General features: G+C 67.3%; 11 protein-coding genes and 1 rRNA gene. 2 read left to right on the forward strand and 10 right to left on the reverse strand.

The annotated features are described in order from the left end of the window. The first annotated feature begins 13 nt into the window (after positions 1–13). A 5S ribosomal RNA gene (gene rrf, locus AB1I47_RS28440) occupies positions 14–127 on the forward strand. Between the two features lie 79 nt (positions 128–206). On the opposite strand, the gene AB1I47_RS28445 is transcribed toward rrf, so the two are convergent. From AB1I47_RS28445 to AB1I47_RS28480, 8 genes are all read right to left on the reverse strand, one after another. After that, on the reverse strand, positions 207–692 hold the full coding sequence (locus AB1I47_RS28445; RefSeq protein ID WP_354687034.1) for a hypothetical protein: 486 nt from the start codon (positions 690–692) through the stop codon (positions 207–209). Positions 693–976: 284 nt separating this feature from the next. Next, positions 977–1,555, reverse strand: a complete 579-nt coding sequence (locus tag AB1I47_RS28450; RefSeq protein ID WP_354687035.1) for a dihydrofolate reductase family protein — start codon at positions 1,553–1,555, stop codon at positions 977–979. Between the two features lie 65 nt (positions 1,556–1,620). Next, positions 1,621–4,344, reverse strand: coding sequence for a molybdopterin-dependent oxidoreductase (locus tag AB1I47_RS28455; protein ID WP_354687036.1), 2,724 nt, complete (start codon positions 4,342–4,344; stop codon positions 1,621–1,623). A 44-nt stretch (positions 4,345–4,388) separates the two neighbouring features. Beyond that, positions 4,389–5,630, reverse strand: coding sequence for an NAD(P)/FAD-dependent oxidoreductase (locus AB1I47_RS28460; protein WP_354687037.1), 1,242 nt, complete (start codon positions 5,628–5,630; stop codon positions 4,389–4,391). 60 nt (positions 5,631–5,690) lie between these two features. Beyond that, on the reverse strand, positions 5,691–6,074 hold the full coding sequence (gene nirD / locus AB1I47_RS28465; protein ID WP_354687038.1) for a nitrite reductase small subunit NirD: 384 nt from the start codon (positions 6,072–6,074) through the stop codon (positions 5,691–5,693). A gap of 36 nt (positions 6,075–6,110) precedes the next feature. After that, entirely contained in the window at positions 6,111–8,672 is a 2,562-nt protein-coding gene (gene nirB, locus AB1I47_RS28470; RefSeq protein WP_354687039.1) for a nitrite reductase large subunit NirB, read from the reverse strand. A gap of 69 nt (positions 8,673–8,741) precedes the next feature. Then, positions 8,742–10,061 carry an MFS transporter gene (locus AB1I47_RS28475; protein WP_354687040.1) on the reverse strand — a complete coding sequence of 440 codons (1,320 nt, stop codon included), beginning with the start codon at positions 10,059–10,061 and terminating at the stop codon, positions 8,742–8,744. Positions 10,062–10,395: 334 nt separating this feature from the next. Further along, positions 10,396–10,869, reverse strand: coding sequence for a winged helix-turn-helix transcriptional regulator (locus tag AB1I47_RS28480; RefSeq protein WP_354687041.1), 474 nt, complete (start codon positions 10,867–10,869; stop codon positions 10,396–10,398). A gap of 90 nt (positions 10,870–10,959) precedes the next feature. On the opposite strand from AB1I47_RS28480, the gene AB1I47_RS28485 reads away from it, so the two are divergent. Next, positions 10,960–11,523, forward strand: a complete 564-nt coding sequence (locus AB1I47_RS28485; RefSeq protein ID WP_354687042.1) for a GNAT family N-acetyltransferase — start codon at positions 10,960–10,962, stop codon at positions 11,521–11,523. Between the two features lie 30 nt (positions 11,524–11,553). Here the strand turns inward: AB1I47_RS28485 and AB1I47_RS28490 are convergent, their stop codons facing one another. After that, complete coding sequence (locus tag AB1I47_RS28490) at positions 11,554–12,429, reverse strand: DMT family transporter (protein WP_354687043.1); 876 nt, start codon at positions 12,427–12,429, stop codon at positions 11,554–11,556. Between the two features lie 203 nt (positions 12,430–12,632). Next, a complete protein-coding gene (locus AB1I47_RS28495; RefSeq protein WP_354687054.1) occupies positions 12,633–12,827 on the reverse strand; it encodes a hypothetical protein in 195 nt (64 codons plus the stop codon). Between the last annotated feature and the right edge of the window lie 313 nt (positions 12,828–13,140).

Below are 13,140 nucleotides of genomic sequence, written 5' to 3' on the forward strand. Positions count from 1 at the left end.
GCAACCCCTCATGCCTGGTGACCATAGCGAGTTGGAACCACCCCTTCCCATCCCGAACAGGTCCGTGAAACGACTCCGCGCCGATGATAGTGCGGATTACCCGTGTGAAAGTAGGTCATCGCCAGGCTCTTATACCGCAGAACCCCAGCCCACAAAGGCTGGGGTTTTTGCTTTGGCGGCGCGATAACGGTACCTATGCGCGCGCATCATTCAGCGATGCGAGCGTCGGCAACCGTCAGTAGCACGCCGACCAGACAGCAACCTCCTACCACCATGGCCGCCTTTGCCGGGCCGTGAGCCGCCAATGCGCCGGCCGCGACCGGCAGCAGCATCAATACCGTTGCGTTGTTGATGCTTTCCGATGCGGCCAGTACCTGGCCCTTTGCCGCTGCAGCGCGCCTTGCGAGGATCGCCGTACTTGCCGGCGCCGCCACACCGAGGGCAGCGCCCCACACCAACAGGCAAGCCAGCGCACCGGTCAATCCGACGGAAGCCGCCATGAACAGCATCATGGCAACGGCGAGCGGCACGCAGGCCAGCGCCAGGGTGCGTTCATCGCGCGTGAAGATCCGGCGGGCATGGCCCGCCAGCAGGTTGCCGACGGCCAGGCCAACGCCGAACGCCGACATTGCGCCGCCTACGGCCGCCACGCCAAGCCCATAGCGATTTCGCAGAACCCTGCCGGTGGTCATGCCAAGCATGACCAAGGGCGATGGCATGGGGAAGCTCCTCGGACTCCATCGATGAAAACAAAGCGAGACTAGCCGACGCGTGCGCGCGAAATGACGGCAAAATCGTCGCATCGCCGGCAAACAGGATAAATCAGGGGATTTTGCAGAGCGCCGCAGGGTCGGGCGCAAAGATCATCGATGCGCCGCGGCACCGGCAGAAGAGGGCTGGGCGCGGCAGAGCGCGCGCCCGAAAGATGCGGTGATTCTAACGCAATGCGGTCAAGTACGAATCTCTTGAGGCGTGCTCAGTTCGCGGTGGAAGCCTGGTCGTTCTGGCTGGCTGCGATGACGCGATAGGTGCTCTGTACGAAGCCGCTTTCATACGTCGTAGTGCGCAGGTGCGCCAGCCGGATATCGTGCCCGGCGTCGCCGAACAGCGGGATACCGTTGCCGATCAGCATCGGGATGCGCGTGATCGTCAGCGTATCGATCAGCCCTTCCGCCAGGAAGGACTGGATCAGCTTGCCGCCGTCGACATAGACACTGCTGGTGCCGCTGGCGGCTAGCGCGGCAGCCGCCTCGCGTACCGTGCCGCGCTGCAGGCTGACTTCGGCCGCGAGTGTCGGCGCAATCGAGTCGAGCGTGTTGCTCATGACCACCACGCGCTTGCCGGCATAGGGCCACGGATCGAAGCTCAGGACTTTCTCGTAAGTGTTGCGACCGAGAAGCAGGGTGTCGATGCCCTGCATATAGGCGGCGTAGCCGTGGTCGTCAGTGGATGTGGTGGCACCGAGCAGCCAGTCCAGCTCGCCATCGGCACGGGCGATAAAGCCGTCGAGGCTGGCGGCGATAAAGACTGAAAAGCGGGGATACGGGTTGGGCATGGCGCGCTCCGGTGCATGGCGGTCAGGCTCGCCATGCTACCGCGAACGCGCACCGGTGCCGCCCTTTATGCCACCTCGGCGACGCGGATCTCCACCAGCAGCTTTTTCAGCTCCGGCACACATGACCCGCAATTGCCGCCGGCCTTGACGCAGGCGGTGATCTCGGCCGGCGTCTTCAGGTCGTGCTTGCGCACTGCGTCGCAGATGGTATTGCGGCCCACGCCGAAGCACGAGCACACCGTCGGGCCGGCATCGGCGCCTTTCTCCATGGGCTGTCCGAGCAGCAGGCCGATGCGGTCGGTATCCTCGAGCCGGTCGCGGCCGAACAGACCGGCCAGCCACGCGCGCGACGGCAGCTCGGGCCGCGTCGACACGTAGACGCAGGCTTCGAGCCGGTCGTTGACGACATAGCCCGCGTGATAGACGCCGGCGGTGCGGTCCTCGTACTCGAGCCAGTCGGCATCCGGGTCGGTCACGCCGAGCAGCGTGCGCGCCCAGGCGGCGCGGTCGGCGATGGCTTCGCGGCCGGCGAATTCGTAGCGCTGGAACTGACGCCCTTGCACGCGCGTCCAGTAGGTCAGCGCCTCGGCCGGCAGCTCGCTGCGGCTCAGCACGAAGCCGTGCCAGTTGACGCCGAACGGTTCCACGCGCACCGGCGTGTGCTTGAACTCGGGCTCGCCCGACACCGGATCGACCACCGGGTTGACCAGCGCGCCGACGCGCGCATCGGAGCTGAACTGGCCGTTCCAGTGGATCGGCACGAATACGCTGCCGCGCGGGATGCCGCCGCCGTGGTGCACGCGCGCCACCATCGCGCCCCAGCGGGTGCTGACGCGCGCCAGCTTGCCTGCGCCGACGCCGCACAGCAGCGCGTCCTGCGGGTGCATGTCGACGAAGGGCTCGGGCAGGTGGTCGGACAGGCGCGCGGACTTGCCGGTGCGCGTCATGGTGTGCCACTGGTCGCGCACGCGGCCGGTGTTGAGAATCAGCGGGAAATCGTCGTCCGGCGCATGAGCGGGCGCGCGCGGCGGCGTGGCGACAAAGCGGGCCAGGCCATCGGCATGGGCGTAGCGGCCGCCGCCGAACAGCCGCCGGGAGTCGGACGCGACATTGGCGCGCACGGGCCATTGCACCGGCTCCAGCGTGTCGTAGCGGTCCTTGTCCAGGCCGGCGAGCCCGCTGATATCGAACATGCGCGGCGCCTCATCGTTGCGCCAGGCGCTCAGGCGCGCGTGTTCGTCGAAGATTTCATGCACGCCGGCATAGTCGAAGCCGCTAAAATCCATCCGGCTTGCCACATCGCACAGGATCTGCCAGTCGGCGCGCGCTTCGCCGGGGGCCGGCAGGAAGGCACGCTGGCGCGAAATGCGCCGTTCCGAGTTGGTGACCGTGCCGTCCTTCTCGCCCCAGCCCAGCGCGGGCAGCAGCACGTGCGCGGCGGCATTGGTGTCGGTGCGCTCGATGATGTCGCTGGCGACCACCAGTTCGCACTTGGCCAGTGCGCGGCGCACCTGGTCGGCGTCGGGCAGGCTCACCACCGGGTTGGTGGCGATCACCCAGACCGCCTTGACGCGGCCGGCTTCAATGGCTTCGAACAGTTCCACCGCCTTCAGGCCGGGACGGTCGGCGACTACCGGCGACTGCCAGAAGCTTTGCACGACCTCGCGGTGCAGCGGGTTGGCCAGCTCCATGTGCGCGGCCAGCATATTGGCCAGGCCGCCGACCTCGCGCCCGCCCATCGCATTGGGCTGCCCGGTCAGCGAGAACGGGCCCATGCCCGGCTTGCCGATGCGGCCGGTCAGCAGGTGGCAGTTGATGATGCTGTTGACCTTGTCAGTGCCCGACGACGACTGGTTGACGCCTTGCGAGAAGGCGGTCACAACCTTGGCCGTATCCGCGAACAGCTGATAGAAGGCCAGCACGTCCTGCACGTTGAGCTTGCAGGCGCGGGCCACGGCGGCCGGGTCGGCGCAATCGGCATCGGCGGCCTGCAGCGCATCGGCCAGTCCCGCAGTGCTCGCCGCGACAAAGGCCGCATCGGTCTGGCCTTCGCGCGCCAGGTAGCTCAGCAGCCCGTTGAACAGCCACACGTCGGTACCCGGGCGCAGCGCCAGGTGCAGGTCGGCCAGTTCGCAAGTGGCCGTGCGGCGCGGGTCGATCGCCACGATCTTCATGCCGGGGCGAGCTTCCTTGGCCTTGGTCAGGCGCTGGAACAGGATCGGGTGGCACCACGCGGTATTGGACCCCACCAGCACCACCAGGTCGGCCTGCTCCAGGTCTTCGTAATTGCCCGGCACCAGGTCTTCACCGAAGGCACGCTTGTGCCCGGCTACCGCCGACGACATGCACAGGCGCGAGTTGGTGTCGATATTGGCGCTGCCGATGAAACCCTTCATCAGCTTGTTGGCAACGTAGTAGTCCTCGGTCAGCAACTGGCCGGAGACATAGAGCGCGACCGAATCCGGGCCGTGGCGGCGGATGATGTCGGAGAAGCCCTGCGCCACGGTGTCGAGTGCACGATCCCACGAGACTTGCTGCAGGCTGCCGTCCGCGTCGCGCAGCTTGGGGTGGAGCAGGCGGCCTTCGAGGTCCACCGTCTCGCCCAGCGCCGAGCCCTTGACGCACAGCCGGCCAAAGTTGGACGGGTGCTGTGCGTCGCCCGCGATCTCGACCTGGCCGTCGGCACGCACGGTGGCTTGCACGCCGCAGCCGACACCGCAGTACGGGCAGGTGGTGGCGGTGGTAGTGGTCGGGGTGGCCGAGACCACCGGGATGTCGGACAGGTTCACGCGTTCTCCGTGCGGGGGGGCGATTATCTTGCTTCTGGTGATGCTTACGCAGCGAGCGCTTCGCACTGCGCCTTGCCGAACAGCAGGCGCTGGCGCAGCGCACCCACTGGCGTGCGGCGCTGGATCATGTCGAAGTACCACGGGCCGTCCTGCACGTCGCCGTACAGCACCGCGCCAACGAGGCGCCCGTCCTGCAGCACCAGGCGCTTGTACACGCCGCGGCGCGCATCGCGCAGCACCAGGTCTTCGCTGCCTTCGCCGCCGATAAAGTCGCCGGCGGAGTACAGGTCCACGCCAGTCACTTTCAGTTTAGTTGCCGTGGCCTGTTGCACGTAGCGGCGATGGCCGGAGCCGGCGAGATGAGCGGCGCACACGCGAGCCTGATCCCAGATCGGCGCCACCAGGCCGAAGGTGGCCTGGCGGTGCTGCACGCACTCGCCCACGGCGTAGATGCGCGGATCGTAGGTCTGCAGCGTGTCGTCGACGACGATCGCGCGTTCGCAGTGCAGGCCGGCACCGGCGGCCAGCTCGATATTGGGGCGCACGCCGGCGGTCATCACCACCAGGTCGGCGGGGATCTCGCTGCCGTCCTTGAAGCGCACGCCGGTGACGCGGTCGGTGCCGAGGATCTCGGCGGTCTGCGCGCCCAGCAGGAAGCGCAGGCCCTTGCGTTCCAGCGCGCTCTGCAGCAGCGTGGCAGCGGGCTTGTCGAGCTGGCGCTCCATCAGGCTGTCGGGCAGGTGCACCACGGTCACGTCCATGCCCTGGCGCAGCAGCCCGTTGGCGGCTTCCAGTCCGAGCAGGCCGCCGCCGATCACCACCGCATGGCGATGGTTGCGCGCGGCTTGCTGCATGGTCTCGACGTCCTGGATATCGCGGAACGCGATCACGCCGTCGAGCTGGTGGCCGGGCACCGGCAGGATAAAGGGCTTGGAGCCGGTCGCCAGCAGCAGGCGGTCGTAGCGCACCTCGCGCCCCGAGGCCGAGCGCACCACGCGGCGCGGGCGGTCGATCGCCACCACCGGATCGCCGGCGAGCAGCTCGATGCCGTTCTCTTCATACCACTCGCGCGTATTGAGCATGATGTCCGCCACCGTCTTCTCGCCGGCCAGCACCGGCGACAACAGGATGCGGTTGTAGTTGCCGTGCGGCTCGGCCCCGAACACGGTGATGTCGTACAGGTCCGGCGCGAGCTTGAGCAGCTCCTCGACGGTGCGCATGCCGGCCATGCCGTTGCCGACTACGACCAGGCGCGGGCGGGACTGCAGGTTGGCGGATGGCGTCATGCCGTCATCTCCGTGGTGAAAGGGTGAGCGAGGGGCGGACATCGGGGCGTAGCGGTGCGGTCAGGCGGCCAGTTCTTCCTCGGCCTCGCCCAGCACCACGCTGGCGGCGATCCAGACCTTTCCGTCATAGACGCGCGCGGCGTAGGCGCTGACCGAGTGCTCGGGCGCTTCCAGGCATTCGCCGGTGCGCAGGTCGAAGTGGTGCTTGTAGATGGGCGAGGCCACCACCAGGCGGTCTCCCAGGTTGCCCACCAGCCCGCGCGACAGCACCGCGGCCTGCGAGTTGGGATCGAAATTGTCGATGGCGTAGACCTCTTCGCCACGGCCGATACGGAACACGGCGATTTGCTTGTCGTCCACCAGGGCGCAGACACCAGTATTGGGCACGATATCGCGTACGGTGCAGACAGCGGTCCAGGTTTCGGGATGGTGCGGATGGCTCATCACGTTCTCCTTAGTTTCGGGCGGGGGCGGGCGCGTTCAGGCTGCTTTTGCGGGCATGGCGACCACGGGAATGTGGCCCAGCCGGGAGCGCTGCAAGTTCCGTTCCTCGGGCGTGGCCGGACGGATCTGGCCGCGCTCTTCGATAAACACCAGGTTGTCGTCGCGGCGGTCGCTGTTGACGAAGTGGCGGAAGCGCTTGCGCGTCTCCGGGTCGGTCACGGCCTTCTTCCATTCGTCTTCGTAGGTGTCGACCACGTGCTGCATCTCGGATTCGAGTTCCGCGGCGATGCCCAGCTTGTCGTCCAGCACCACGGCCTTCAGGTAGTCCAGGCCGCCTTCGAGGTTGTCGCGCCAGACGCTGGTGCGCTGCAGGCGGTCGGCGGTGCGCACGTAGAACATCAGGAAGCGGTCGATGTAGCGCACCAGGGTGTCGTGGTCGAGATCGCTCGCCAGCAGCTCGGCGTGGCGCGGCTTCATGCCGCCGTTGCCGCACACATACAGGTTCCAGCCCTTGTCGGTGGCGATCACGCCCACGTCCTTGCCCTGCGCCTCGGCGCATTCGCGGGTGCAGCCGGACACGCCGAACTTGATCTTGTGCGGCGCGCGCAGGCCCTTGTAGCGGTTTTCCAGTTCGATGGCGAGGCCGACGGAATCGCCCACGCCGTAGCGGCACCAGGTCGAGCCGACGCACGACTTCACCGTGCGCAGCGCCTTGCCGTAGGCATGCCCCGACTCGAAGCCGGCGGCGATCAGTTCTTCCCAGATATAGGGCAGTTCCTCGGCGCGGGCACCGAACAGGTCGACGCGCTGGCCGCCGGTGATCTTGGTGTACAGGCCGTACTTCTTGGCCACCTGGCCGACGGCGATCAGGCCCTCGGGCGTGACTTCGCCGCCCGGCATGCGCGGCACCACCGAGTAGGTGCCGTCCTTCTGGATGTTGGCCAGGTAGTAGTCGTTGGAATCCTGCAGGCTGGCGTGCTCTTCCTTGAGCACGAATTCGTTCCAGCACGACGCCAGGATGCTGCCCACCGCCGGCTTGCAGATGTCGCAACCCAGGCCCTTGCCGTGCGCTTCCAGCAGTGCGTCGAAGGTCTTGAACTTGCCCACGCGCACCAGGTGATAGAGCTCCTGGCGCGAGTAGGGGAAGTGCTCGCAGAGATGGTTGTTGACGGCCATCCCTTGCTTCTTCATCTCCGCCTTCATGATCTGCGTGACCAGCGGCACGCAGCCGCCGCAGGCGGTACCCGCCTTGGTGCAGGTCTTGAGCGCGCCGATGCTGGTGGCACCGTCGCACACGGCGCCGCAGATCTCGCCCTTGGAGACGTTGTTGCACGAGCAGATCTGGGCGGTGTCAGGCAGCGCGTCGGCGCCCAGCGCCGGCTTGGCCTTGCCGCTGCTGTCGGGCAGGATCAGGAATTCGGGCGACTCGGGCAGTTCGATCTTGTTCAGCATCATCTGCAGCAGCGTGCCGTACTCGCTGGCGTCGCCGATCAGCACGCCGCCCAGCAGGTACTTGCCGCATTCGGACACCACCAGCTTCTTGTAGACCTCCTTGCGGTCGTCGCTGAACTGGTAGATGCGCGCGCCCGGCACCGTGCCGTGCGGATCGCCGATGCTGGCCACGTCCACGCCCATCAGCTTGAGCTTGGTGCTCATGTCGGCGCCGCCGAACTCGGCGGCTTCGCCGCGCAGGTGGCGTGCGGCCACGCGAGCCATGTCGTAGCCCGGGGCCACCAGGCCATAGATCTTGCCTTGCCACAGCGCGCATTCGCCGATGGCGTAGATGTCCGGGTCGGAGGTGCGGCAGTTGTTGTCGACCGCGATGCCGCCGCGCTCGCCCACTGCCAGGCCACTTGCGCGTGCCAGTTCGTCGCGCGGGCGAATGCCGGCCGAGAACACGATCATGTCGGTGTCGAGATGCGTGCCGTCGGCGAACACCATGCGGTGCGTGCCGTCTTCGCCGTCGACGATTTCAACGGTGTTCTTGCCGGTGTGGGCGGTCACGCCCAGGCCCTGGATCTTCTGGCGCAGCATGCGGCCGCCGCCTTCATCGACCTGCACCGCCATCAGGCGCGGAGCAAACTCGACCACGTGCGTCTGCAGGTCCATGTCGCGCAGCGCCTTGGCGCATTCCAGGCCCAGCAGGCCGCCGCCGACGACTACGCCGGTCTTCGAGCGCGCACCGCATTCGCGCATCGCTTCCAGGTCTTCGATGGTGCGATAGACGAAGCAGTCCTTGCGGTCCTTGCCCGGCACCGGCGGCACGAAGGGGTAGGAGCCGGTGGCAAGGATCAGCTTGTCATAGGACAGGGTTTCGCCGGTCGACACCTTCACCGTGCGCGCCGCGCGATCGATCTCGACGGCGCGGGCATTCAGGCGCAGCAGCATGTTGTTGTGCTGCTCGAAGAAGCCGGCGGGCACCAGCGACAGGTCTTCGGCCGACTTGCCGGCAAAGAACTCGGACAGGTGCACGCGATCGTAGGCGGGACGCGGTTCTTCGCACAGTACGGTCACTTCAAGATTCTGTGCGCCGGCTTCCGCCAGGCATTCCAGGAACTTGTGACCCACCATACCGTGGCCGACGATGATCAGTTTCATGATGCTTTCCTTGTCCGGGAGTCAGTCTTTGCTGCTTGTTGTGCTGTGGGGCAATGCTTAGAGATCAATTCAATTGGCCAGCGCGCTGTCGTACAGCGCCTGCTCGCGTGCCTTGTGCTCGGCGCTGAAGCGGATGGCGATCGCGCACAGGGCGGCGATGGTGGCCAGCACGCCCAGCACGGTCAGCGTGTGCTGCAGGTCGCCCAGGCCCTTGAGCAGGAAGCCCGCGGCGACGGCGCCAACGTTGCCGCCCGCGCCGATGATCCCGGCCACGCCGCCCAGCGCCTTGCGGTCGATAAAGGGCACCAGGGCGTAGGTCGCGCCACAGGCCATGTGGGTGAACAGGCCGAACAGCAGCATCGCGACCACGGCCAGCGTCACGCTGCCGGCCTGCGCGAACCACAGCAGGCCCAGGCCTTCGCCCATGATCAGCACGAACAGCAGCGTGGCGCGTGCGTCCAGGCCGCGGCGGCGCGCTGCCTTGTCCGACAGCCAGCCACCCAGGGCGCGGGCAAACAGCGCCAGCAGGCCGAAGCTCGCGGCAGCCATGCCGGCGGCCTTCAGGCTCAGGCCGAAGCGGTCCACGTAGTACGAGGCGGCGATGTTGTGGATGAAGATCTCAACGCCGAAGCAGGCGCCGTAGGTGATGAACAGCAGCCACACGCGGTAGTTGGCGCTGGCGGCGCGGAAGCTGGCCCAGCCGCCGCCCTTGCCACCGTCCTTGCCGGTGATCTCGATGCCGCGGGCGCGCAGGTCCGAGTAGTTGCCTTCCGGGCAGTCCTGCGTGAAGCGCCAGTAGATGACTGCCATGATCAGCATCAGCACGCCCGGCACCACCAGCGCGAAGCGCCAGCCGAGTGCGTGGTCGGCGCCCAGCATCAGCACCGCCGCCAGCAGCAGCGGCATGATGGCCTGCGCGGCGCCGCCGCCGGCGTTGCCCCAGCCGGCCGAGGCCGCGTTGGCGGTGCCGACCACGTTGGGTGCGAACATCACCGAGGTGTGGTACTGCGTGATCACGAAGCTCGCGCCGACCGCGCCGATCAGCAGGCGGAAGATCAGGAAGGTCTCGTAGTTCTGCGCCAGCGCCACGCCCAGCACCGGCAGCGCGCCCACCGCCAGCAGGCCGGTGTAGGTCTTGCGCGGGCCGAAGCGGTCGCACATCGGGCCGATCACCAGCCGCACCAGGATGGTCACTGCCACCGCCGCGATATTGATGTTGGCGATCTGGCCCGGGGTCAGGCCGAATTCGCCCTTGAGCACGGGCATCAGCGGCGCGCAGGCAAACCACGCGAAGAAACAGACGAAGAACGCCATCCAGGTCAGGTGGAAGGCGCGCATCTGCGGGGTGCTCAAGCTCAGCAGCTCGATGCGGGTGGCTTTGCCGGTCATCGTCACTTGCTCCAAAAAACAAGTGGCGTCCCGCGAACCGGCGCATCGATTGACGTGATGAGCCGGTTCAGGGGACGCCGTTGTCCTGAACAGCCGCTACATGGGATAGCGGCTGCCTGTGTGGGGGTGGGCCGGTCGCCGTTGACGGGCCTGGTCCACATTACGCAAGGGGTGTGCCAGGCTTATAAGTGACTGCGGAGGGGGGATGGGCGCGCGCATGCGCCTGTGGGGACCCACCGGCTGCGCTGTGGTGGGGCGGCCGCCGGGCTGGCGGCACAGTCATGGTGCAGTGCGGTGTGCCGCTACGGTGCGATGCAGCACATGGTGGCCACGCTTAGGTGTCCTGGCCTTCGCCGCCAGCGCGGCGCAGGGGGATCACCTGCATGTCGCGGGGCGATACCACGGCGCCGTCTTCATCGACCAGCGCGGCGCGCACCAGCTTGCCACTGGCGCGCGAGCGGATCTCAACGGGGCCCGCGCCGCCCGGCGCCATATGGCAGTCGCCCCATTGCATCAGCCCGATCAGCACGGGCAGAAGCTCCACGGCCGCGCGGGTGGGGCGGTATTCGAAGCGCTCGCGCTCGCCCGGCTCGCGGTAGCCGACCTTGCGCAGCAGGCCGGCCTCGGTCAGCGTCTTGAGCCGCGCCGACAGCACCGCCGGCGAGCATTCCAGCCGGCGCAGGAAGTCGTCGAAGCGCGTCACGCCATGGAAGACGTCACGCAGAATCAGCATCGTCCACTTTTCGCCGATCAGCGAAAGCGTGGCGGCGATCGAGCAGTGGCGGAGGTCGGACGCAGTGACGTTCATGATGCCAGCAGCATAGCATGCTGACTTCATTTGCAAAAGTCAGGGTATCGCCTATACTCTGGCTACAAACAATGTAGCTAGGTTGTCAGCATGGAACTTCAAGGCGCGGAAAGCTGGACGGTGAAGCGGGGCGTAAAGGTCACGCTGCGGAGCACGCTGGCGCAGGACGGCGCGGCGCTGCGGGCGCTGGTGGACGGGCTGTCGAAGGAAAGCCGCTACTTCCGTTTCCTGACCGGCGGCCGCGTGGTGGACGAGATCGTGCGCGGCCTCGCCACGCCGGGACCCGAGGGCGTCGCGCTGGTGATCGTCGCGCCCGGCAGCGATGGCGCGCCGGCCATCGTGGCCAGCGCCGAATATGTAGTCAGCGGCCGGGTCGCGGAAATCGCGGTGGTGGTCGCCGACCACTGGCAAGGGCAGGGACTGGGCCGGCGCCTGATCGGCAAGCTGCGCGACCTGGCGTGCGCCGCCGGCCTGCGTGCGATGCGTGGCGACGTGCTCAGCGAAAACCGCCGCATGCTGGCCATCCTGCATGACTTCGGCTTTTCCAGCCGCCGCAACCCGGAAGACAGCTACCTGCATGAAGTCTCACTGGCCCTGAAGGCGCCGGCGGGCAGCGCACAGTGGCTGCCGGCGGACTGGTTCGCCGCGAGCTAAGGTCAGCCGCGCACTTCAGCGCAGGATGCCTCAGCCCGCCTCGCGCTTGCCGCGCGCCGTCACCGTGCAGCCGACCGAAGCGGTGATGATGCTGGCGATCGCCAGCCACTGCACTGCGCTCAGCTGCTCATGCAGGAACACCAGCCCGGCCAGCGCCCCCATGGCCGGCTCCATGCTCAGCAGGATGCCGAAGGTGCGCCGGTGCAAGCGCTTGAGCGCGACCATTTCCAGCGAGTAGGGGATCGCGCTCGACAGCACGCCCACCGCCAGCTCGAACAGCAGCAGCGTCGGGCTGAACAGCGCGGCGCCCGCGTGCGCCACCCCGAACGGCATCACCACCAGCGCCGCCATGGTCAGCCCCAGCGACGTGGCCTGGCCGCCGTGGGCGTTGCCCGCCTTCTGCCCGAATACGATATAGAGCGCCCATCCCACGCCGGCAGCCAGGGCATAGCCGATGCCGACCGGGTCCAGCGTGCCCGCGGCTTCGCCCACCGGCAGCAACAGCAGCAGGCCCGCCACCGCGCACGCAATCCACAGGAAATCGATCGCGCGCCGCGACGACATCACCGCGACCGCCAGCGGCCCGGTAAATTCGATGGCGATCGCGAGCCCCAGCGGGATGGTGCGCAGCGACATATAGAACAGCAGGTTGGTCGCGCCCAGCGCCGCCCCGTACAGCGCGATCGCGCGCGCGTTGGCCAGCGTCAGCGGGATGCGCCACGGCCGCCAGACGCACAGCAGGATCAGCGCGGAGAACCCTACCCTCAGGGCCGTCGTGCCTTGCGCGCCCAGGGCGGTGAACAGGCTCTTGGCGAAGGAGGTGCCGATGCACAGCGAGGCCATCGAGCCGGTGAGGGCGAGTACGGCGATCAGCGTTGAGCTTCGTTTGGCGGCGGTTTGCGGCAATTCAGGGGTCCTGTGGGATGGCGCGGGCTTGTGCGCGGGGCAGCGGCATCATGCGGCAGATGCTGGGCTGGCGCCATATACAGGTGGGGTTGGATTGCGCAGTACAGTTGCGCTGGGGCGAGACTTTTGCACTGCCTCTTGTGTTCTACCTCTCCCGCAAGGCAGGAGAGGGTCGAGGTGAGGGCAGGGCTAGCTACTCTTGCTCACTCCGCGGAATACGAAATGACGGTGGAAGCTTCTGGATCTCTGTCGTCCGCATCGGCGGGAACCCTGATCCGGTACCAGATGGCATACATCGCTGGCAGGAATACCACGAGCTTCGCAAAGGAGGGATCAGGCAGCTCGGGCGACATGGCGAGGTAGAAGCGGGGCGCGCCCTGACCGATGTAGGCCGTCACGATCTTCGCCTCGGCCTGTCTGGCGAGGCGTCGTCCACCAGCAGCCCCAGCGCCAGGATCAGCGCGCCCAGGGTGATGCGGTCGAAGTTCTTGCCAGTGGCGTCCATGACGACGAACACCGCGGCCAGCGTCAGCGGTACTGCATGCCGACGAGAGTCTTCTGCGGACCTCCGACGCCAGAGCGCAGGCACAGACCGAATCAGCTCGCGCCGCCGTGGCGGCGTTCAAAGCGCTAGGCGGAGGGTGGGCGCCGGCAGCTCCCTTATAGGGCAGTACCGTTTCCATACGTTTGTATCAGCGTATCGGACAGGCG

Origin of the sequence: Cupriavidus necator (assembly GCF_040578825.1) — a bacterium.
GTDB classification, from domain to species: Bacteria; Pseudomonadota; Gammaproteobacteria; order Burkholderiales; family Burkholderiaceae; genus Cupriavidus; species Cupriavidus necator_E.

Coding starts and splice junctions, on each gene's coding strand:
- nirB (WP_354687039.1), bottom strand. CDS start 8,672: ATGAAACTGATCATCGTCGGCCACGGTATGGTGGGTCACAAGTTCCTG.
- AB1I47_RS28485 (WP_354687042.1), top strand. CDS start 10,960: ATGGAACTTCAAGGCGCGGAAAGCTGGACGGTGAAGCGGGGCGTAAAG.
- AB1I47_RS28475 (WP_354687040.1), bottom strand. CDS start 10,061: ATGACCGGCAAAGCCACCCGCATCGAGCTGCTGAGCTTGAGCACCCCG.
- AB1I47_RS28445 (WP_354687034.1), bottom strand. CDS start 692: ATGACCACCGGCAGGGTTCTGCGAAATCGCTATGGGCTTGGCGTGGCG.
- AB1I47_RS28480 (WP_354687041.1), bottom strand. CDS start 10,869: ATGAACGTCACTGCGTCCGACCTCCGCCACTGCTCGATCGCCGCCACG.
- AB1I47_RS28450 (WP_354687035.1), bottom strand. CDS start 1,555: ATGCCCAACCCGTATCCCCGCTTTTCAGTCTTTATCGCCGCCAGCCTC.
- AB1I47_RS28460 (WP_354687037.1), bottom strand. CDS start 5,630: ATGACGCCATCCGCCAACCTGCAGTCCCGCCCGCGCCTGGTCGTAGTC.
- nirD (WP_354687038.1), bottom strand. CDS start 6,074: ATGAGCCATCCGCACCATCCCGAAACCTGGACCGCTGTCTGCACCGTA.